The organism is Pseudoalteromonas amylolytica (assembly GCF_001854605.1).
Classification (GTDB): domain Bacteria; phylum Pseudomonadota; class Gammaproteobacteria; order Enterobacterales; family Alteromonadaceae; genus Pseudoalteromonas; species Pseudoalteromonas amylolytica.
Genome location: NZ_MKJU01000027.1, coordinates 108,796 through 130,182, shown reverse-complemented (window position 1 = coordinate 130,182; position 21,387 = coordinate 108,796). Strand labels below are relative to the sequence as shown.

The following is a 21,387-nucleotide window of genomic DNA, read 5'->3' as shown; positions in this document are numbered from 1 at the left end:
CCCGTCACCCTGAACTTGTTTCAGGGTCCATGTGCACATGGCGACAAGACCGACACTAGATCCTGACCTTCGTCAGGATGGCAGTGGTTTTCCTGAATCGAATTCCTTTACCCTACTTCCAACCCGTCACTCAACTCCAAACCCCGTCACCCTGAACTTGTTTCAGGGTCCATGTGCACATTGCAACAAAACCGACACAAGATCCTGACCTTCGTCAGGATGGCAGTGGTTTTCCTGAATCGAATTCCTTTACCCTACTTCCAACCCCTCATCCAATTCCCAACCCGTCACTCAACTCCAAAACCCGTCACCCTGAACTTGTTTCAGGGTCCATGTGCTTTAGGAGTAATGCGCCGAGACGGTTTAGCCCCGTGGGTACGGGGAACACGAATTGTGCATAACATTGATTTCAGTCACGCGCGGTTTAGCCCCGTGGGTACGGGGAACACTTTGATTATATGCCGATGCATTCTCAACGTGACGGTTTAGCCCCGTGGGTACGGGGAACACAAACATATAGTTATAAGTGATAACTGAAATACCGGTTTAGCCCCGTGGGTACGGGGAACACATGATATCCGCTATGTAGAACCAGAGAAAGAGCGGTTTAGCCCCGTGGGTACGGGGAACACACGGTGACCCGTTTGAAATGGCCCTGCAAAAGCGGTTTAGCCCCGTGGGTACGGGGAACACATGCTATACATTGTTTATCTAATCATATTCAGCGGTTTAGCCCCGTGGGTACGGAGAACACCAGAAAGGCGTTAATATCTTCCTGATCAGCGCCGGTTTAGCCCCGTGGGTACGGGGAACACAGAAATCTCCCTAGCCCAAAGCACAGTCCAGCCGGTTTAGCCCCGTGGGTACGGGGAACACATGGTCTTGTTGAGCCCTTTGCTGTTTTCAGTGCGGTTTAGCCCCGTGGGTACGGGGAACACTGTTTTGAAACAGCAAAGGCAAGCCGTTTTAACGGTTTAGCCCCGTGGGTACGGGGAACACTTTTGATGCGATGCCGTAGATTGCGGCTACTTCGGTTTAGCCCCGTGGGTACGGGGAACACATGTTAGCTAAGACGCCATTTATTATTGTGTTCGGTTTAGCCCCGTGGGTACGGGGAACACCACTTTGGTAACAAAGCAATCACTGATAAGGTCGGTTTAGCCCCGTGGGTACGGGGAACACTCTAGGTAGAATATATTCTATTTATAAGTCAACGGTTTAGCCCCGTGGGTACGGGGAACACAGATGATAAGGGGGAAAGTCTCTCACTGTAAGCGGTTTAGCCCCGTGGGTACGGGGAACACTGCGGTACCCGATGTGACCGATTTACCGTCGTACGGTTTAGCCCCGTGGGTACGGGGAACACTCTAAAAATATACACTTGTTTTTATTAAAGAAAAAGTCCCCTATAAAATCTACCAAAATTTTTGGGTACAAACTTCTCTATTTTTACAAGTTTAAAAATACCAACTTTTATATTGTTAAAGAGCTATTATCAATCGTGCAAAGCTAATCACGACTCAATGCTTTCATCACCTCTAGGTGTATATTTCACCAATCTCAATCCTTCGAAATCTACTGGCATTCTGGCGTTTTCACCATAGGTGATAAAATCAAAACCTGACTCGGTATTGGTTGACCAAGCCATCACCACATTACCATCTTCCGCCAATTCATTAACTTGAAACCAGATCATTTCTCTAATTCTGCGACTGACATCACCAACATACACACCCGCTCTAATTTCGAGCAGCCAAACAGCAAGCCGTCCCCTAAGTCTTGGCGGAACAGCCTCGGTTACCACTACACACATACTCATCACGAACCTCCACTGCGATGGCCTTCATCACCTATGGATTCAGGTTCTGGAATTGCAGGCGGTTGTGCATCTTCGTAGGGTTCTGGCGGCTTTATCTCTCCCGCTGCGAGTACTTCTTCAATAAGTGGGATCAGGCGTTGTAATACTTTGTTTTTACGAAATGATTCGCGACAGGCAATGCGTACCTCGCGATCTGGCGACTGTGGGCGACGTTTGGCTATTTTAAATGCGACAGGTACCACGGTATCAAATTTGATAATATCAGCAATATCATACACAAACGACAGCGGCTTACCGGTATGTAAAAAACCAATGGCCGGCGCGTAGCCTGCCGCCAACACCGCCGCTTCGGTCACGCCATACAAGCATGACGTTGCAGCGCTGATGCACTGATTAATAACATCGCCCCTATCCCAGTCTTTTGGGTCGTAGCGCCTCCCCTGCCAACTTATTTGATACTGTTTAGCCAGTAGTTCATAAGTTTTGCGCACGCGCGTACCTTCAATACCGCGCAGCTGATCAACAGATCGTCGTTCGGGTGCTGGCTCACCAAAGCGTAACTCAAACATTTTACGCACTACCTTGAGTCGTAAATCTTCGTCCAACGCCAACTTAGCCTGATAGAGCAGCTTATCGGAACGCGCACCACCGGGTTGACCCGCGGAATACAAGCGCACACCCGCTTCACCCACCCAAATGAGCAAAGTGCCTGTTGTTGCTGCCAGCTTCACCGCCGCATGGCTCACCCGAGTGCCCGGCTCCAGCATAATGCACACCACAGAGCCAACCGGAATAAGCATCCGCTCACCGTTTACTTCATCAATAACAGCAAAAGCACCGTCGCGTACATCAATACGGCCCATACCAATAAAAATCATTGAGTTACGATCTTTGATTGGTATCGGCTTTAAAGGAAGAAATGCCATTCCCTGCACTCCTGTTGTTCAAAAATAAAAAAGGCGAGTCACCCCGCCTTATTGATTAGATTACAGTGGTTTAACTAGCAATAAACCACAGCCAAACGCTTTGGAACGGCCAATGCCGGTTTGCAAAACTTGTCTCAGTTTTTCCACATCCGCTACCTTTGCAACACCAAAATAGTCAAGTGTACTCAACTGAATCGACTTTGCTCCCTCTTTTTTTGCCACCTTGTGCTGCTTGTAGTTACTAAACTCAATGCATTGCATCAAAGGCTCTAAGCCACCTTTTTGCAGCTTTTTGTCCAGCCACGCTTTTGCTGCAACATCAACGGCTTCATTCACATTACTATTGGCATGTTGAGCCTGCTTTTTAGCATGCATTAAAACATCATGGCGGCGCGTTTTTTCTCCCTTAGGCGTAATATCCACCGTCGGGTTGGCACGTAATGAAAACTGCACTAAGCCTTGTGTTTCAAATTGATTTTCTTTTATTTGCGTGGTGACTTTCCAGCTTTGGATCGCTTCTTTAAGTTGGCGTTTAGAACGAATAAAAACGGTCGGAACGGGTAGGGCCATATCCACGCGGAACATAAAATCAGCTTGGGTCAGCTCACTTTCTGCAAAGCAACGCCACACCCACTGGTGTTGCTTATACAAATCATCAGGGTGTAAGAATCCCAGATCTTCGCCTTCCTGTTCTGGGTCAAAATACAATCGACTTTCGTACCATATGTTATCAGACATAAACAACTTCCTCTGTATCCACCAGTCCCCAGCTACTTTTTACACTTCTAAAAGTAAAGGCTCGATGATTTAACTCAAAGCTCAGCGGTACATCGTGCCTTTGCTCCGTTGCCTCTTTAGCTTCGCTGTCGACAATATACTTAACCGGAATACCCATTAGCTGTTCACGTTCAGCTTGCATTCTCGGCGCTTGCTGCAACGCCTGCTCCAAAGGTAACTCCACATAGGCGTTGTGTGGATCAACCAAAGGAATACCCGGTAGGTACGATTTACGCCCCAGAAATTGCGGCCAAACGGGATTCAACAAGGCGTAATAGAGCTTTTCTAGCAAAGTTTTATCTCCTTCAAAACCTACCCAAAAAGCAGCATCAGCCAAATAAGCGCGATGCGACAACTGTGTGTCAGGCTTGCCACCGTCAGCTTTAGCCACATTAAGCGCTGTTTGATAATCAAAGGCTAAATCACCCGGTTTATCGATACGTACGCCCATACGCAGCGCGGTTAAATCTTCCAGAGACTCATTTCGTTCTCGCCCTAAGGAGGCACATAATAAACCGATAACGCCACTTTTTGTTGGATCAAGCTGCGTGTTACGCAATTCAAAAGCGCTTTTTAATCCCCAAGACTGCATGGGACCTGCCAATCGGATCAATAAGGTGCTCATTGACGCTCCAAAGCACCATGTAGTGCGTCGAGCATGGCCGCTTCCAACTGTGAAACAGTGCCGTTGTCTTTATCTTGATACTCATTGAGGCTATCAATGTAGGTGCTGCGCCCTTCAAAAATAAAGCCGTTATCACCATACATAGCCGCTAGTTTTTTCGCGAACATTTCCAGCTTGTATGCTGATTGATGCTCCAACTCAGCTTCATCTGGCTTATCTATTACTACAGCTTGGGTAAAGGCATTGCTTAGAGACCATGGTGCACCGTCTTTGCGCACATTAACTTTGACATAACTTGGCGGGTTTTGCGCAGCAAAGCTGTTTTGTTTACCCGAAGGCACGGCCTGAACCAATGCTCGGAAAAACCCTTTTACTGCACCAATTACCAGCTCTTTATCTTGCCCAAGGTTAGCTGCCAGTTTATCAATGTTGATCTGTGCATAACGGTAATAGCAAGCACTGTTAAAATAAACACCGCCCATCATGCCAGAACCCTGTTCACCTACTTGTAATTCATCATCCACCGCAGTAAAAAAGTCCATGGCAGGAGTGACGATATTGGTTGAAATTGCATGAGCAACTTGGCAAGCTGCGTCTACATTAATGTTGTTGTTATCCGCCACCATACGGCCGAACAGCGCGATATCTGCGGCGAACGCCTTTTCGTGCTTACCGAATACTTCACCTACTAATTTGGCGAGTTTTTTATCTAGCTTCTTTTTATCTTCCAGATTCAGTTCATCAAAATTTTCAAGCGCAATAAGCTTAAGCGCTTCAACTTCATTCAACCCTATGTAAAGCAAATACTCGGTTTTAAACTTGTGTTTTTCTTCTTTTTGAACCAACTTCAACTCAGCAAGACCTAGTAAGTTTTCACATACTCTGGTGCTATCATCTTCAGATTTGCCATTTTCGACCAAGAAATCTCTAATCTTAAAAGCCAGCTTACGGGTGCGCACCGCGCTATCTCCTTGGTGATCAACCACCGCATCGTTAAATGCGCCATGTGTGCGGATCGCACGTTTTTGGCACTGGCTTGAGATCCTAGCCCTTTGTGAGCCGCCAAATACACAAGATTTAGGTGTGTTGGTGTCATCACGGTTTAAGTTACTAGGTGCAAAGTTTTGTAATAAGTGAAATTCAATAAAAGACATAGGTAACTCCTTTTTAATTTGTCGCAGCAGCTGAGTCTGATGGCTCAGTAGATTGATTTGGTTTGGCCCAGTAATCTCTGGCCCATTTAAGTTGAATACGTTTGTCGTCGCTGTCCCAGTAGTAGAGATCTTCCATCAAAGTACGGTAATCAACGGCAATATCTTTGCTTTTGAGAATTTGTACCATCTGGCGCAAGGTTTGTTTTAACTGCTCACCTTTGGCTTCTAGTAGGCATTCAAAGCGAAAACTCATACCGGGGCGTTGGTCCTTATCGGCTTGATACCAAACAGCACCAAAACTAAGGTGTTGCGACTGTTGATACACTTTGGGGTGACTGGCAAATAAGGCAGCAACAAAGGCTTGCACTTCTGAACGTTCATCTTCATTGGCCAATAATGGCCCCAAATAAGATATTGCGGCAAGTTGTGAGTTTTTTTGTAGGTCTAAAGACTTCCTAAGTACCGCTAAAATATCTCGCCTTGGATATTCAGGACTGCCCCAGTGATATAATTGCTTGATGATTTCTTGCGTATCTTGGCTCCAGTAAACGTGGCGCTGCCATGTTCTGCCGTATAGTGACTCTTCTAACTGTTGCTTAGCAATACTCAGGCCCTTTTGTGCTCTAACTCCACCATAGCACCAGCTTTGTGTTGCGCCTTCAAATGCCGCAAAGGCGATTTCCTGACACACTTTTCGCCAATTAGATTTGGCTTCCTCACTGTTATGGCTTAATGCCCAAACAAATTGCTCAAATGGTTCGTTAAGTTTAGGCCAGTAAAAGCGAGCCGGATTAATCGACTCGACCTTAGTCGTCACATCTTGTGCTCGGGCACCATCCGGCAATAAATGAGATGCAAAAGTTCTTACTGCACTCATAAGTTGTCTATGAATTGCCTCAGCCGTTTCTAACCCTTTAAGTAGGTGTGCGCTGAACTTATTCTTTTGTTCTCGATCTTTTTCGATCAAATTAATAGCCAGCGGCAAGCGTTCTTCAAACCAACATAGTGGGTTCGCTTTATTATTATCTAAACCAATTAACTGACAATTCAGTTTAAGCTTATCAATAAGCTCGTTATCTTCCGCGGCCAACAACTGAATACCAGCGGGTCTTAAATCTTGAGGCTCTATGCCAACTTTAGTTGATCGCGCATATTGTAATAAATTGGCAGTATCTCGCCAGCAAGCCCGTTCAAAACTCAATCTAACCGGTAGTATCTTGTCATCTTTATTCAAACGGTAGGCGAAATAAGGTTCCTGTTCCATTTCCTTTGGATTCGGCAACCCTTGAGCAAAAAACATGCGAGCAACTGTGCCATCTTTTTCTGGGAGCAAGCGAACATGTCGCGCCCGCCAAGTGAGGTAATCAGTCAGCCCTCTCATTTCCCGTGCTTCGGGCTTTTCTGGTTCATTTTGCTCCCAAACAGGTAAGTCAACTTTACGATCAAGCCATTCTTCATCCTTGGGCATATGCAAATTAAGCATCAAGGTTTGGAATAGGTTTTCACCTTCAACCATCACCACAGCACCTCCCACTAAAGGGGAGTTGGTGAGGTTTGGGTGCTTCCCAAATTGCACTGAACTGCCACTCACACCACCACCTAAGCTAAAGTATTGACACACAAGTAATTGCAGTGCGGCTTCTTTTGCAGACAACGAAAATTCGTGATTATCAGCGATATGGTTAAATAAGGTCTTATTGTTACCACTCGCTAGATCGGGAGATAATTTTTTGACTGAGGTTGTCACTCCCTTTTCTTTGGTAAAGTTGGCTGTTTGAAAAAAAGGACAGGCTTCTGAGAATAAATCAAAACGATCGATACATTCTGGTGAATTCAGATAGTTGGAGACAGGCTCACCAAACTCCCCAGCTTCAAAAACCTCGTCCCAGTCATCTTGACCCAGATAACCATAACTGCGATACAAAATTGCCAATAACAAGCGTTGCACCGATGCCACTACAAGCGGTTTTTCGTGCACTATCCGCTGTAGTTTTGGCGCAGCATCTAGCAACGATGTGACTGAATACTCTTTGGTATGCCCCTGTAAATCTAGGGCTGGTATCCAGCTTTCTGTTAGTAAGTCGTATTTCATATTCCCTCATACTCCGTATTTAAACTAAATATCTCTTGCCTATACTTTACGAACAATAAGCCCTAACTTTGGATCTAGCCGAAGCTCTCCAAGCGTACTATTCGGGTAAGTTAAATTTTGATCTAAAATGACTGGCACACAATTAAACAATGTAAGGGATCGTTGCCAAACCTCTTTGCTGACAAAAGTAAACGGCCAGTGTTCTTCTTGTTCTTGAAAATGCGTTACCCACTTGCTGTGGCTTATTGATATTTGTGCCTGTTTTAAGCGAGCGATATCACTTTTTTTAAGTCGTTGTTCTGCTCGCCAATCAATCGCTGCCAATTCTTTGCATTCATTTTCTACACGTTTGAGCGTTTGCACTTTTTGTTTGTAAGGCAAAAGTTCAGTAACAGGAATAAGCTGTCCTTCACCGTTATCAACTACAAAAATGAGTTGCACACTGATACTGGTCAAACGTGTACTTAGCACGACTTCATCGTTTTCAATTTCACTATTGTTGTATTTCAACAGGTCTCTAACACTTGCTTTGCTCGCATCAAACATCATCCTTTTAGCCAAAACATATTGAGTTCGTTTATCTAAACGAAACTCAAATGCTTTGTCATATTCTTGCTCAAGCCAAGTCACTTGTTGATCTACATCGGCATAGACTTTATTGATCCAATCATCCATATCTTGATTGATGTCGATTTGAAAAGTACTTTTATCCGTTTCTTCACACGCCTCCCAAAGCAAACGTGTTGTGACGGCCAACAAGTGTGATGGATAGATAAATACTTCACCGTGACCAAACCATTCACCATAGTCCTGTGGGATTTTGTCCATCGATGGTAAGTAGATATTTAACTTTGGCGCTTTAACAAATTCAGAGCGAACAGAATTATTGATTTGATGGCGCCAAACACGTCCCACTCTTTGTAACAGTAAGTCGATTGGTGCAATTTGGGTAAACATCTCGCAGGCGTCATAGTCTAAGCTTTGCTCCAAAACCTGACTGCCTATTAATATCAAACACTTATCGTTTACAGGCCGGTTTGGGTTAATACGCTGATGGTCGGTTGGGTGTTTACCTACTCGATGCTCAATTAATTCTTCTATAGATAATCGTGTTGCCAATGGGTATTTTGCATGAAAGGTTAAATGCTCAATGTTGCTCGCTTTATTTTCATCACAATACTTGGTGATTATTTCTGACAATTCTTGAACTTTATTAACCGTATTTAAAATACATACAAACACACCGCAGCCCGCTTTATTTGCGGTTGTTAAAACATCATCAGCCATACGACTGACACAGTGTTTCGGCGTAGTTTCATGCAACTGTACATGGTAGCTAGCAGGTGGGCGGCTTGAATCTTCATTTTTCTGCTGGTCTTCAACAATGGTGTAAGAGCGTGCCAGTTGTCCTGAGCTGAAAGTCGTAATGCGTGGATAAGGGCTATTCTCCACTTCAATCTCTTGTTTACATGTTTTTGCATACGCATGGATTAATTCAACTAACATTGTTCTGGGTAAAGTGGCTGAAAGTATGATCACCCTAACCTGTAACTTCGCCATCCATTGCAAGGTATTTTTAAGCAAATCAAGCTGAAAGCTTTGCAACGAGTGTACCTCGTCTAGAATTAAAACCTTATTTGCCAGCCCAAACAGTCGCACAAAGTTATGTTTGTACAACATCGCAGCCATTAGCAACTGATCGACTGTTCCAACACAAACACCCGCCAATAAACCGTGTTTTTTAGCGGTGAACCATTGATTTGCAACAACCGAGTGAGTTGCGCCATGTTGCTGATAATCAATGCTTTTCAGCCTTAAAGCTTCATATTGTGGCTCAAAATCAGCATTGCTATGTTTTAGGTGAGCTTCAATATTCTGATATCCCAACTCCTTTTTGTTTAAAAAGCGTAAGGTACGTTTGAAAAGCTGATTTGCTGTTGCCTGAGATGGCATAGCCACATACAAACCCGAATGGCCCATATGTCGAATAAAATGATCCGCTAATACCTGCGCCGCTTCTGTTTTACCGCTGCCCATGCCACTTTCAATAATTGCGATCCAAGGCAACTCTTTTTGCTTGATAAGCGCCAACACTTTTAATTGCAGGGCGTTGGGTTTAAAACCGAATACTTCAGCAAAATCAGCTTTGTTTTTTGACGCCGTGACTTGTTTAATATTTAGAAAGCCAACGAGCGCATGCGCAATATCCATTCTTTGGCCGGCGTTGTACTCATTCACTGCACAATAATTAAATTGGGATGCATCCGAGCCAATCCAGTCCGCAACCGAACAGAGTCCAGCAATATATGAAAGCCATGCGGGAGTAAACGCTTTTGACTGAAGTTGATTAAAGCAATGGAGATCAACAGAAAAATAATCAGCCAACCATTCAATGGCTTTAGTTTGTATGTCCCTCCATTGTTCATCCCCACATAAACCACATTCCTTTTTATTCGCGACAAATACACCATGATGACTAGCCACAGCACAGAGCATCACCCGTGCGGCATTAGCGTTTACACTATATTGCTTACAGAAGTAGTTATGCAAAATCACAAAGCCCGAGTTGCCGTGTTTGGTCTCTGCATCTTCACAGTCCGTAAATTTGGAGGTATCAAATAAAGCGTCTACTCGCTCTTTGAGCTTATATTGAAACCCCGGCGTGAGCTTTCCGATATCGTGAAGCGCAATAAGCAGCACCGCCATTGCGATAGCGGCGTCTTCATCAATGCTTTCAACTGCTAAAAACGGCTGAAGCAAAATGTGTCGTTCTTTTTCTGGAAGTTTCTGAATTATCGCTTTAGCAACAAAAGCGACATCTAGCATATGACACACTGCTGGCAATGTGTGGTGTACGTCTGCTTTACCCCAAAACTGAAAAATTTCGCTATTAAAGTCACTCACGCTTTCATTTCCTTGCTTCCAATAAACCCAGATTACGCTTTGAATAAATTACCGACAACCCTGCGATTGCAACCAGTAAAAAATTTAGTAGGTTCTGCACTTCAATTTCTTCACCCATTCCACAAAAACCCTCTTGCGCTTAACTCTCGGTAGCATTCTGGGACTATCACAATCTGTTGTGCTTCTGGGTTTGGGTGTTGAAAATCAAGGCGTAAAATTGAGATGAGGTAGTTGATTAGTGCGGCGTTGGTGACGATAGTGGCTCGTTGGTTTTGCATATTAAAATCGCGAGCAATCACTTGCTGCGCGTACAGTGATAAACGCGGATCGGGCATAATGACCAGCTCAACTGGGGTTTGCCAAAGTGTGTCCTCTTGAATGCCCTTTTGCGCTTTACAGCTGTAGTCTGGCTCTGCGGATAAAATACGTGATAGTGAAAAGTCTCGGAACGAATCTGATGCCTCACAGTAGGCCCGTAAGTGATAACGAAGCCCAGTGTTGACCATACTATGCGGGCGAATAATACGCTCGGTCTCGCCGTTGTGTTTAATTGATTGATAACGGATATCAAGCGCTGATTGTTTGCGACACGCGGTAAGGATAGGCCGTAATAGCTGGGGTTCTAGCTTTCTATGTGGTACCGCTAAAACTCTAAGAGGGCTTCGTTCAAAACTATTATGCAGGTGAGCATCAATGACACGTTGCGTGTACTCGGTGAAGCTGTCTGAAATCAATTTAGGTGTAAAGGGGGTTGCCAAACAATGCGCTTTTTCGGATTCGTTGTAATAAACATCTAACGCTTGCTCTTCAATAAAGCGGTTTAGGTATTTACTTGCACTAGGGCGAGAGAGTCCAAATTTGCTCTGAAACACCCCAGTTTGGATTTGCCCTTCCCAAAACAGCAGTGCTTCGAGATAACGAAAATAGTCTTCTTCCTTGATTGCCATACTATGCCCCGTCAAAAGTTAATTTAATGTAGCATAAGTGTTTTTTGTTTTCTTGATTTATATCATTTGTGGGTTGATGAAGTTTGCAACGTTCTGGTGGAACTCATTAATTAAGTGAGCACTAGGCATATAGCCTATTCTGACCCCGCTTTCTGCTGCTCTAAAAACAATCTAACATCTTCATTGAGAACGCGGCGGTATATGTCAGCTACGGAAACTGTACAATCAATTGATTTTAAATAGAAATCTTCACCAAGAAAGTAATGTGTAGAACGCCAATCATCGCTCTTTCGGTAAACGGTCACATCGGCTATATCTTGCTCAATCACAACATATTCTTCTAACGTGGGTATATTAATGTACTCAAGCAATTTAACCTTTTCGTCCATTTTTCGGGTTGAGCGTGAGATCACTTCAACGATAATCACGGGGGTCGTTGTAAAGTAGGGTTCAGATTCGTCGAAATTACAATCAACCAGTACATCGGGGTAATAAAAGTTGTCTCGTACACGCACTTTCATATCTGAACCAAACGGCTCACACGGTGAATCTTCAAGGTGATTGCCAAGCTTTCTCGCCATATTTTGACAAATTCGCTCATGATTAGCACTTGCCCCAGCCATTGCATACACTTGCCCGTCGATCAGCTCATGTTTAACGGTGCTCGTTGATTCTCCGAGTAAGTAGGCTTCAGGGGACAATCCATCATCATTTTTAACAATCGGCATGTGAGCTCCCAAGGTAATTTTATGAGTCATTGCAGTTCACCCCACGTATGCGGGAGACACTCTAATATTATACGCATCCCGTTTACATTGGAAACCATTTAGCCCCGTGGGTACGGGGAACACACAAGTTGAACTTGCTAATCATTACCAGCTGCCGGTTTAGCCCCGTGGGTACGGGGAACACGCACTGATTTTGATCCGCCAATTCTATCAAGTCGGTTTAGCCCCGTGGGTACGGGGAACACTTTGTATAGGGATATTGAAGCGCAACTTAGAACGGTTTAGCCCCGTGGGTACGGGGAACACTTGGAACGTACAGATTATCAAATTTATGTAAACGGTTTAGCCCCGTGGGTACGGGGAACACACTAAGCCTGATGGCTCAAAAACAAATCAAGACGGTTTAGCCCCGTGGGTACGGGGAACACCCGCTATCAACCATTGATGGTATTTCGTATGGCGGTTTAGCCCCGTGGGTACGGGGAACACTGTTGGTAAATTGGCTATGTCGCTGAGAAAAACGGTTTAGCCCCGTGGGTACGGGGAACACCGCGTTATATTCGCGCGCTGAGCTGCTTAACCCGGTTTAGCCCCGTGGGTACGGGGAACACTCTGCAAACGACTTGCTGCAACACTATCTAATCGGTTTAGCCCCGTGGGTACGGGGAACACCAGCAGCCGCGATACCCGCTGTAACTAGATAACGGTTTAGCCCCGTGGGTACGGGGAACACGTAAACATAAAATAACTGACAAAGCGCAAGACCGGTTTAGCCCCGTGGGTACGGGGAACACGCGCATCTGCTTTTTAAACCTGATATCAATAGCGGTTTAGCCCCGTGGGTACGGGGAACACTAAATTTGCACGGCTCACCAATATCAGCAGGCCGGTTTAGCCCCGTGGGTACGGGGAACACACAACGAGCCAAAGCCTCAAACCCAACAATACACGGTTTAGCCCCGTGGGTACGGGGAACACGCAAAATGAAAGGTATAATCATTTTATGACCGACGGTTTAGCCCCGTGGGTACGGGGAACACCCTCGGGCCAAGCATTGATGTTCCACGATATGCGGTTTAGCCCCGTGGGTACGGGGAACACGCGTTAATGACAGCACTTGGTGCCAGTCTACCTGGTTTAGCCCCGTGGGTACGGGGAACACCTCTACTGTTGCATGTATATATATTTACATTACGGTTTAGCCCCGTGGGTACGGGGAACACCATTTCAGACCACAAAGCCTGTGTAGTTAACTCGGTTTAGCCCCGTGGGTACGGGGAACACCCCAAAAAAGCCAATTCATTACATGTGCTTGGCGGTTTAGCCCCGTGGGTACGGGGAACACGGCTTCTAGTTTTCGCTCAATTTCTGCTGGTGGCGGTTTAGCCCCGTGGGTACGGGGAACACATGCTAGCAGCTTCAAAAAAGCAGAGGAATTGCGGTTTAGCCCCGTGGGTACGGGGAACACACGCCAACAGCCCATTTTCATCAGACGCTAGCCGGTTTAGCCCCGTGGGTACGGGGAACACTCTAAAAGTATATACTTGTTTTTGTTAAATAAAAAATGCCATCTAAAATCCACCGAAAATTTTGGGTACAAAATGGTGCTAGTCTTTAGTGCTAAAAATCACGATTTTCAAATTATCAAAGAACAAAGCTATAGTGATAAACATATAATATTGAGTAGATAGCAGCTACCAATAATGGCTATCTATCAGAAAGTTTTTAGAGACTACCTTAAGTTTGCCACATGTAGTCAATAACAAGTCCTTTTCATAGAGCAATATATAAAACGTACATGTAACTGCTCACACATTTAAGCTAACCGATCAATCTCGATAGGCATCGCAACTGGTGTGGTTAAGCCAACTTTGCCAACGTTGTTGATTTTGTGACAGCCACTGTTGGCTGACTTGCTTGCTAGTTTGAGCCTGCACGTTTACTTGCAACGCGAACTGGGCCAGTTCGTCTTTGCTAAATGTCATGCTTTTGAGAATATCAAAGGCACAAGGGAGTATCTTTGGGAATTCTTTGGTGGTCACTTTTTTGATCCAGCCCGACTTGGGGTTGCCACAATCATATAAAAACTGTTTGTTTAAACCCCATTCTGGGTCCGTTTCACACTCAGGAGTATGGCTTGGGAACTCGACGAACTCGCCTGAATACTGTGTATCAATCCAGTTGGGGGTCCAGTTAAATATGAGTATGGGTTTCTTTTGCTGATATGCTTTTTGCAGTTTTTTTACGAGCGCCGAGTCATCAGAGAGACTAATCACACGATAATTCAAATTCAATGCTCGGATCCGCGCTAAATCATGTCGCTCCCAAGGGCCTGTGTAGTACACACCACGCGGGTCATCCCCCTCGCTGAATAATTTTGCGCAATCGTTCAAAGCCTGCCAATCAGGCAATTGAGGACACAGTGAGCTGACATAACTTGGATACCACCATTCTTCTCGCGCCGTAAATGGGTAGCTGCCAGCCTCTTGAAGACTTTTCGATTCAATAAGTTGGGTGAGCTTGTCTTCCATGGTGCCTTGCCATACTTCAACCTGAACATCCACATAGTTGTATTTCAGGTAGTACCATTGGCCATCTGTCGGAAGTGACACAAACTTGCTTTTAAAGCCAACAGTCTCCACCAGCTGACCGTATATTTGTGAAATAACGTGTTGGCTGGCCCAATCATTGAGTACAATGCGCACCGTCTTGGCACTTACACTCACAGAGTACATTGACATCAGCGCTAACATCATATGTACCAATCTATGATTGCTTGTCATGAACTAACCCTCTGAAAGTGATTAACATTGTCTAAGGTATAGCCGTGATCAATATTTTTCGCTAAGAATCTGTTGATTATTGCAAGGGTAAAAACACATCTGTGCGTAAGTCACATTCATTCACTTCATGAATTAAATTTAAATATTCAAAGAAGCAATTGTGCTCACCAAGTTGCTCGCCACTTTGCGGCAACCACTGCTGATAGAGCGCATAAATGGTATTTTCCAATGTGTCATGGCTACCAACATGCGTTGCTTTGGCACAGCGCATGGCGGGGATCATCCCCGCTTTTACCCCGAATGGGTTAGGCTCCACACTATGTGACTGCGTGAGTAAAGAGCCGCAAATTTTTAGTCTAAAGTCATCTTCATTCATGGTATTGGGGTCGCCATTGGGCATACCAAATGTGCGACAACGGTGCACAGGTGAGCAGCGAGTTTGCTTGCGCCACGCAACAAACTGCCCTGCGGTTGTGTACACTTTTTGTGGATCACCACAATGGGTTAGGTACGCAATAGGCGTTTGAGGAAATTCTATAATTTCTACTGCTAATGTGTCCTCATTAGGCGTGGGTAAAGTGAAGTCCAATACCTCATACCAGTTGGGCCAATTTGGGGTTTGTCTAAACTGGCTAGGTGTTTGTGAAAAAGTGCGTTTAAACGCTCTGGAGAACGCCTCAGCACTATCAAACTGTGCAGCTAACGCAACATCAATAATTTTGCTATCGCTTTCAAAAGCCAGCTGAAAAGATGCTCTTTTTAATCTAGCCAATTGCACAAACTTGGTTACACTCACTCCCGTGTAGGCTAAAAATACCCGATGAAAATGAAAACGAGATAACGCCGCCACTTCACTGAGTTCGGTCAAGTCCATCGGTTTATCTAGATTGTGGCTAATGAAGTCGCACACACGTTTAATACGCGCTTCCAGGGTATCTTTTTGTATCATCGAGTTACTTGTCTTATCTGCAAAACACCTAGTATGCGTTTTGTATCCATTATTTTCTTGATTGAAATTGCGAAATGTCACATTTTTACGCATTGTAGTGAGCAACATAGCGCCGTAACAGTACGATAATTCTAATTCATCAAAAAGCACCTACACTGTATTTAGCTATCAGCATGGGCTGAGCTAAACAACAACGAGTAGGGGAATTGCCATGAATTTCATTAATCCATTTGCAAACAATACACAGCTTAGCGATCTGAGCGCACTGCTCGGTCGCATTGGCTTATCACTCATATTTATTTTAGCGGGAGTGAATAAAATCCAACAATATGAAGGAACGGCGCAGTATATGACGTCAATGGGTGTACCTTCTGAGCTCCTGCCATTGGTCATCCTGCTTGAAGCCGTTGGCGGGTTGTTTATTCTTCTGGGCTTTATGAGCAGACTCACCGCGCTGGCATTTGCTGGGTTTTGTATCCTTAGCGCAGTGTTGTTTCACGCCAACTTCGAAGATCAAATGCAAGCAATTATGTTTATGAAAAACATTGCCATTGCGGGGGGATTTTTAATGCTCGCAGTGCATGGCGCAGGAAACTGGAGCGTTGAGCGCATTATTTGTAATAAAGTTGCCGCCAACAAGCAGCCAGAGTAACCCATATTAGATGCTCAAGAGTACGTTACATTTTGGGCATCACACAGTTTTGCAAAGGTGGCCATACGTACTGCTCTACTTTTAACGTGTCTCGCGTGCGTATGCTCATAAAAGGATTTGGGATGCTTAGGACTCTGCGCTGTGCAAAATTGCTGCGTTGTATTGCATCGGCAATAATCGAGTCGCTAAAAAATAGTGCTTCGAAGCTGCCATCCTCAATGGCTTGCTGCAAGCCAAATGTCAGCCGTTTTCTCAAAGTATGATTGTCTGGGTGAACAAAAAAGTACATTGCTGCGGGGTAACATAAGGCTAAAGTGGGCTCTACCATCAAGTTAGAATGTTGGGCTATTTCACCCCACGGCTCATGAAGTGCTCTGGGAAAGAGCTCAAATCGCTTCTGCGCAAGCATTTCATGTAAGTGAGTACTGTCTGCCGTAGCCACGGTAAAACCCGTTTTTTCATAAATTTTTGTATCTGGCCAATCTACCCCACTGCCCACAGAATGATTAAAAAGCCATCGTGGATTGTTTATTTGAGCAAACTTTTCGGCATCATCTTTATGGATTAAGAATAAACGCGCGCCCATCAGGCCTCTGAGTAATGGAATGTACACAACGCCTAATAACTGCTCTCGTGCAATTGAGGTCACACTCCAGTGCACGTCGATGATGTCCTGATTGGCAAGTAAGTCCAATGTTCGTCCCTGCGGTACATCATTGAGTATCAAAGCTTTGAGTTCATACTCACCGTATTCTTTGACGCTCTTTTGCAGCGCAAGGCGCAGCAGTTCAATATAATAGCTTTGTTTTGGATCATTGCTCAGTTCGGCAATATTATATCGCACCACTTGGACGGTAGCGTTGTGCGCTTGCTTGGCGTTGACGATGTGACTTACAAAGTAAAACAGTGCAAAAAACAGTAAAATTGCATAATGCACACACTCTCCTTACCTGGGCGTATATCCTATAGTTCTACAGATAAAATCATATTACTTTTGATTTTATTCCAGTACCTTTATTTTGGTATTGAATACGGTAAAAAGCCAACTCAGAGCGCCTTTTGAGCGGTCTTTTCGAAGTAGCTCCAAGCGCTTCTTTATAAACAAGCTGCTCTCCTTAGGGTTTTTAAACGCCATCAGCATCCTCACAAGTTAAAAAAGTTTGCAACTATGCGCTTGTTTATCGTCTTTAATTATCAATCACCTTGGGTTAATGCTAAATTAGTGACAATTAAAACAATAACTCTGTGATCTCTGTTGAGGTTAACTATTCTTTATGACGCTTTTCAGGCTTTTTAAACCATTAGGTATCTTTTTCGCCATGACAATCAGCAATCCATCACTCGCCAGTACCACGCCAGATTTACCGCTGGCAGTGCAGCTTGGACAAAAGCTAATGCTAGATTTTCGCTATTTTTGCCAACAAGGCCAGAGCGAAACGTGCAGAACACCAATGACGACTCTACCGCCAGAGCTTGCTGATGTATTAGGCAAATATCATATCGGTGGCGTGATCTTATTTTCTGAAAACACTCAAGATATTGCACAAATAGTTAATTTAAACAATCAACTACAAAGCGCCGCACAAAATGCTAAACACCCTCAACCGCTATTTATAGCCATTGACCAAGAAGGTGGTCGCGTAGCACGTATTAACCGAGCGCAAGCGACGTCATTTACCGGCAACATGAGCATAGGTGCAACCTACCCGCTGCACGACACGCACTACGCAACTAAGGTTGCCAGTGCAATAGGCAAAGAGCTTGCAAGCTTAGGCATAAACGTAAACTTTGCACCCACAGTAGATGTGAACATGAACGCTGACAACCCTGTGATCAACGTTCGTTCATTCTCTGAAAACCCCGATGTTGTGGCTAAGCTTGGCGCGGAACAGGTCAAGGCTTTTGAGCAGCAAAACGTGATCTCAGCCTTAAAACACTTCCCGGGTCATGGCGATACCCATGTGGACAGCCATACTGGTCTGCCGCGTGTTGATCATGATGAACAAACTATTTGGCAAAACGACCTAGCGCCATTTCAAAGTGTCATAAACACTAATTCGCCCGGTATGATCATGACGGCGCATATTCAATACCCAGCTTTAGACAGTAGCACGGTGCAAAATAAACATGGTGAGCAAATGCTTAAACCTGCCACTATGTCGCGCAAAATTATGCATAACTTATTACGTGATAAATTGGGCTACCAAGGTGTGATCATCACCGATGCGCTCGATATGGCGGGTATTAGCGATTTTTTTGATGCTGAGGCGGCGGTTATCGAAACTTTCAAAGCAGGCGTTGATATTGCGCTTATGCCGATTGCTATGCGCACTCCTAGCGACATCAAAAAATTAGAGCAACTGTTACAAGCACTCACTAATGCCGTCAGCCAAGGGGTGTTAGATGAACAAGAAGTCGCGCGATCAGCCCAGCGTATTCATGCACTCAAAGATAAGTTTATAAAAAGCAATACCAAGGTTTCAGCTAATATCGCACACTCAACACTAGGCAACCCAGCGCATAGAAAATTAGAAGCAGAGCTCGCACTGGCGGCAATCACGCAAGTAAAAAATACCGCGTTGCTACCAATTAATGTTAAGACTCACAGTAAAGTGCATATTATTATGCCTGATCAGCGTAAGTGCGAAGCTATGCGCCAAGCACTTGAACTATATAGTAAAGCCCCTTTACAAATTAGCTGTAGTAGTTTGCAAGGCTTTGATCCCAGTATTGCTCACGCAGCCATTGAGCAAGCCGATTGGGTGATTGGTGCACATGCCAGCCCACAGCAAAGTGCCGTTGAAATTGGCGGCATGGAAGATGTTAGTAAGCTTGAAGAATTCGCGCTTTCACGTCAAGAACAACCCAGCGCACTTAAAGCACTGTTAAAATACGCCAAAGCACATCACAAACAAACACTCTTTATTAGCTTACGTGCGCCATATGAGATCACACAGTTTTCCCCCTACAGCGATGCCGTGCTAGCAAGCTATGCTTATAATATTGACGTAGATAATAGCAACCGTGTTGCAGGGCCAGCTTTTACCGCTTTGGCACAAGTGATATTAGGGCAAGCGTCGGCTAGTGGCACACTGCCAGTAACAATTAAATAGGATAAGATAGATGCTTTTAAACTGTGATTTAGGTGAAAGCTTTGGTGCTTGGACGATGGGCCTAGATGAGCAAGCCATGGCCGTGATTGATTGCGCAAATATCGCCTGCGGTTTTCATGGTGGTGATCCCGATGTCATCGCCAAAACACTCGTACTCGCTAAGCAGTATAACGTCACCATTGGCGCCCACCCAAGCTATCCAGATCTACAAGGTTTTGGGCGTCGTTCTATGAAGTTGTCACCACAAACGCTCACAAACACGTTGCACTACCAAATCTCGGCGCTGTATGGCATGGCTCTGTGCCAAGGGCTATCAGTCACCTATGTTAAACCACATGGTGCACTTTATAATGACATGATGGCCGATGAATCTATCTTGGAAACCGTCATCCAAGCCGTCGCCAATTACCCTAAGCCACTCAAACTGATGATTTTAGCCACTGCAAAACAAGCGCAACATCAAAGACTAGCTGATAAGTTTGGGGTAGAACTTATGTTTGAAGCATTTGCTGACAGACTTTATACAGATCAAGGCTTGTTGACGCCGCGTAGTCAACCAAATGCAGTGCATGACAAGAGCACGTTAATGGCACAGGTAAAACAGTTAGTTGAGCAAGGCACTGTAACAACTAACACAGGCAAGCAACTGCCATTAAAGGCCGATACGCTATGTGTACATGGCGACAATGAAGCCAGTATCACGCTAGTCAAAGAGATCAGTATTTTACTAACTGGTGAATAGCTATTCTAGTGTTGTACGGTCACCATGGCTCGCAGGGGTGGAAATAACCAGCATACTCACAACTTCCGAGCTTACATTTTTAAGCTGATGCGGTGTTTTAGCGCTCACCTGTGCTCCCTGCCCCGCATTGAGCTTCAATACTTCTCCATCTATCTCTAGCTGCGCCTGCCCTGCTAAAATATAAAAAAACTGCTCTGCAAAGTGGTGAAAATGCTTGGCTTCTTGAGCTCCAGGAGGTACTCGCTCTTGGATAACACTCAAGTTGGGTGTCGCGGCCAAGTGCCAACCATCACATACTCCACCCCACTGATAATGTTCTGTGTTATCAATACTTACAACTTTACTCATCATGTTTGTACCATAATTGGAGCAATAAAAAACCGAGCATGAAGCTCGGCTTTATATTGCTATAGCAGGATTAGTTTTTCACAATGGCATTGTGATAAATGTTTTGTACATCATCACAATCTTCTAACATGCCCATAAACTTTTCAAAATTAGCGATGTCGTCGGCGTCTGTAATTTCGATATGAGTTTGTGGTACGAACGTAATCTCGTCTACTTCAAAGTTAATGCCTTCAAACGCTTCTGTCAGTGCCGTTTTGGCCTTGTAGTACTCTGTATGTGGCGCAAATACAGACACCTTACCGTCTTCCACTTCAACATCTGTCACGTCTACATCAGCCATCATCAGCGCTTCTAACACCGCTTCATCGTCATCGCCGTCAAAGCCTAAAATAGCTAAGTGATCAAACATGTGAGCAACACAGCCTGGGCTACCAATTTTTGAGTCAGTTTTAGTAAACGGCAGGCGTACATCTTTGATAGTACGATTTGGGTTGTCAGTTAAACAATCAACAATCACCATACAGTTGGCAGGGCCGTAACCTTCGTATCGCGCCGCTGCGTAGTCTTCACCTGCACCACCGGCTGCCTTCTCAACAGCTTTATCAATAACGTGTGCTGGAACCTGATCTTTCTTCGCTTTATCAATCAAACGACGTAAAGACAAGTTTGTTTCAGGGTCAGGGCCGCCATTTTTCGCTACAACGTAAATTTCTTTACCATATTTTGAGTTTACTTTGGTTTTTGCCGCCGCCGTTTTTGCCATGGCGTTTTTGCGGACTTCAAATGCTCTGCCCATCTTAATTCTCGTTTTATAGATTAAATTAATTA

The 21,387-nt window shown here is 44.7% G+C and carries 17 protein-coding genes and 2 CRISPR repeat arrays; of the genes, 3 read left to right on the top strand and 14 right to left on the bottom strand.

The window, feature by feature from the left end:
- Positions 1-359: 359 nt before the first annotated feature.
- A CRISPR array of direct repeats spans positions 360-1,366; the repeat unit is 29 nt; unit sequence CGGTTTAGCCCCGTGGGTACGGGGAACAC.
- Positions 1,367-1,513: 147 nt separating this feature from the next.
- From cas2e to BET10_RS12605, 11 genes are all read right to left on the bottom strand, one after another.
- Positions 1,514-1,819: a type I-E CRISPR-associated endoribonuclease Cas2e gene (cas2e, locus tag BET10_RS12655; RefSeq protein ID WP_070985955.1), complete on the bottom strand. Its 306-nt coding sequence runs from the start codon at positions 1,817-1,819 to the stop codon at positions 1,514-1,516.
- The gene (gene cas1e / locus BET10_RS12650) at positions 1,819-2,745 is read right to left on the bottom strand and encodes a type I-E CRISPR-associated endonuclease Cas1e (protein ID WP_070985954.1); all 927 of its coding nucleotides are present in this window, start codon (positions 2,743-2,745) and stop codon (positions 1,819-1,821) included. The genes cas2e and cas1e overlap by 1 nt, the downstream gene beginning before the upstream one ends.
- Positions 2,746-2,805: 60 nt before the next feature.
- Complete coding sequence (gene cas6e / locus BET10_RS12645; RefSeq protein ID WP_070985953.1) at positions 2,806-3,483, bottom strand: type I-E CRISPR-associated protein Cas6/Cse3/CasE; 678 nt, start codon at positions 3,481-3,483, stop codon at positions 2,806-2,808.
- Positions 3,476-4,147, bottom strand: a complete 672-nt coding sequence (cas5e, locus tag BET10_RS12640) for a type I-E CRISPR-associated protein Cas5/CasD (RefSeq protein ID WP_070985952.1) — start codon at positions 4,145-4,147, stop codon at positions 3,476-3,478. Before cas5e ends, cas6e begins: the two co-directional genes overlap by 8 nt.
- Positions 4,144-5,301: a type I-E CRISPR-associated protein Cas7/Cse4/CasC gene (gene cas7e / locus BET10_RS12635; protein WP_070985951.1), complete on the bottom strand. Its 1,158-nt coding sequence runs from the start codon at positions 5,299-5,301 to the stop codon at positions 4,144-4,146. The genes cas5e and cas7e overlap by 4 nt, the downstream gene beginning before the upstream one ends.
- Before the next feature lie 13 nt (positions 5,302-5,314).
- Positions 5,315-7,393 (bottom strand): type I-E CRISPR-associated protein Cse1/CasA, encoded by a 2,079-nt coding sequence (casA, locus tag BET10_RS12630; protein ID WP_070985950.1) that lies wholly within the window; start codon positions 7,391-7,393, stop codon positions 5,315-5,317.
- A 39-nt stretch (positions 7,394-7,432) separates the two neighbouring features.
- The gene (locus BET10_RS12625; RefSeq protein WP_070985949.1) at positions 7,433-10,297 is read right to left on the bottom strand and encodes a CRISPR-associated helicase/endonuclease Cas3; all 2,865 of its coding nucleotides are present in this window, start codon (positions 10,295-10,297) and stop codon (positions 7,433-7,435) included.
- Between the two features lie 110 nt (positions 10,298-10,407).
- Positions 10,408-11,244 (bottom strand): helix-turn-helix transcriptional regulator, encoded by an 837-nt coding sequence (locus BET10_RS12620; protein ID WP_070985948.1) that lies wholly within the window; start codon positions 11,242-11,244, stop codon positions 10,408-10,410.
- 134 nt (positions 11,245-11,378) lie between these two features.
- A complete protein-coding gene (locus BET10_RS12615; protein WP_070985947.1) occupies positions 11,379-11,972 on the bottom strand; it encodes a Uma2 family endonuclease in 594 nt (197 codons plus the stop codon).
- A gap of 94 nt (positions 11,973-12,066) precedes the next feature.
- Positions 12,067-13,501: direct repeats of the CRISPR family, unit length 29 nt; unit sequence CGGTTTAGCCCCGTGGGTACGGGGAACAC.
- 300 nt (positions 13,502-13,801) lie between these two features.
- Entirely contained in the window at positions 13,802-14,755 is a 954-nt protein-coding gene (locus BET10_RS12610; protein ID WP_070985946.1) for an ABC transporter substrate-binding protein, read from the bottom strand.
- Between the two features lie 76 nt (positions 14,756-14,831).
- Positions 14,832-15,704 (bottom strand): AraC family transcriptional regulator, encoded by an 873-nt coding sequence (locus tag BET10_RS12605; protein ID WP_070985945.1) that lies wholly within the window; start codon positions 15,702-15,704, stop codon positions 14,832-14,834.
- A 211-nt stretch (positions 15,705-15,915) separates the two neighbouring features.
- Here BET10_RS12605 and BET10_RS12600 point away from each other — a divergent pair, with 211 nt between their 5' ends.
- A complete protein-coding gene (locus BET10_RS12600) occupies positions 15,916-16,356 on the top strand; it encodes a DoxX family protein (protein ID WP_070985944.1) in 441 nt (146 codons plus the stop codon).
- Between the two features lie 25 nt (positions 16,357-16,381).
- Here BET10_RS12600 and BET10_RS12595 read toward each other — a convergent pair whose 3' ends face one another.
- Positions 16,382-17,293, bottom strand: coding sequence for a hypothetical protein (locus tag BET10_RS12595; protein WP_083330531.1), 912 nt, complete (start codon positions 17,291-17,293; stop codon positions 16,382-16,384).
- Between the two features lie 382 nt (positions 17,294-17,675).
- Between BET10_RS12595 and BET10_RS12590 the strand changes: the two genes are divergently transcribed.
- Positions 17,676-19,469: a glycoside hydrolase family 3 protein gene (locus tag BET10_RS12590; protein ID WP_070985943.1), complete on the top strand. Its 1,794-nt coding sequence runs from the start codon at positions 17,676-17,678 to the stop codon at positions 19,467-19,469.
- Between the two features lie 10 nt (positions 19,470-19,479).
- Positions 19,480-20,211 carry a 5-oxoprolinase subunit PxpA gene (locus BET10_RS12585; protein ID WP_070985942.1) on the top strand — a complete coding sequence of 244 codons (732 nt, stop codon included), beginning with the start codon at positions 19,480-19,482 and terminating at the stop codon, positions 20,209-20,211.
- On the opposite strand, the gene BET10_RS12580 is transcribed toward BET10_RS12585, so the two are convergent.
- Together BET10_RS12580 and BET10_RS12575 are read right to left on the bottom strand one after the other, a co-directional pair.
- Positions 20,212-20,562, bottom strand: coding sequence for a cupin domain-containing protein (locus tag BET10_RS12580; protein WP_240503691.1), 351 nt, complete (start codon positions 20,560-20,562; stop codon positions 20,212-20,214).
- Between the two features lie 67 nt (positions 20,563-20,629).
- Positions 20,630-21,355, bottom strand: coding sequence for a YebC/PmpR family DNA-binding transcriptional regulator (locus BET10_RS12575; RefSeq protein ID WP_070985941.1), 726 nt, complete (start codon positions 21,353-21,355; stop codon positions 20,630-20,632).
- Between the last annotated feature and the right edge of the window lie 32 nt (positions 21,356-21,387).

Coding starts and splice junctions, on each gene's coding strand:
- cas2e (WP_070985955.1), bottom strand. CDS start 1,819: ATGAGTATGTGTGTAGTGGTAACCGAGGCTGTTCCGCCAAGACTTAGG.
- cas1e (WP_070985954.1), bottom strand. CDS start 2,745: ATGGCATTTCTTCCTTTAAAGCCGATACCAATCAAAGATCGTAACTCA.
- cas6e (WP_070985953.1), bottom strand. CDS start 3,483: ATGTCTGATAACATATGGTACGAAAGTCGATTGTATTTTGACCCAGAA.
- cas5e (WP_070985952.1), bottom strand. CDS start 4,147: ATGAGCACCTTATTGATCCGATTGGCAGGTCCCATGCAGTCTTGGGGA.
- cas7e (WP_070985951.1), bottom strand. CDS start 5,301: ATGTCTTTTATTGAATTTCACTTATTACAAAACTTTGCACCTAGTAAC.
- casA (WP_070985950.1), bottom strand. CDS start 7,393: ATGAAATACGACTTACTAACAGAAAGCTGGATACCAGCCCTAGATTTA.
- BET10_RS12620 (WP_070985948.1), bottom strand. CDS start 11,244: ATGGCAATCAAGGAAGAAGACTATTTTCGTTATCTCGAAGCACTGCTG.
- BET10_RS12615 (WP_070985947.1), bottom strand. CDS start 11,972: ATGCCGATTGTTAAAAATGATGATGGATTGTCCCCTGAAGCCTACTTA.
- BET10_RS12610 (WP_070985946.1), bottom strand. CDS start 14,755: ATGACAAGCAATCATAGATTGGTACATATGATGTTAGCGCTGATGTCA.
- BET10_RS12605 (WP_070985945.1), bottom strand. CDS start 15,704: ATGATACAAAAAGATACCCTGGAAGCGCGTATTAAACGTGTGTGCGAC.
- BET10_RS12600 (WP_070985944.1), top strand. CDS start 15,916: ATGAATTTCATTAATCCATTTGCAAACAATACACAGCTTAGCGATCTG.
- BET10_RS12590 (WP_070985943.1), top strand. CDS start 17,676: ATGACAATCAGCAATCCATCACTCGCCAGTACCACGCCAGATTTACCG.
- BET10_RS12585 (WP_070985942.1), top strand. CDS start 19,480: ATGCTTTTAAACTGTGATTTAGGTGAAAGCTTTGGTGCTTGGACGATG.
- BET10_RS12580 (WP_240503691.1), bottom strand. CDS start 20,562: ATGATGAGTAAAGTTGTAAGTATTGATAACACAGAACATTATCAGTGG.
- BET10_RS12575 (WP_070985941.1), bottom strand. CDS start 21,355: ATGGGCAGAGCATTTGAAGTCCGCAAAAACGCCATGGCAAAAACGGCG.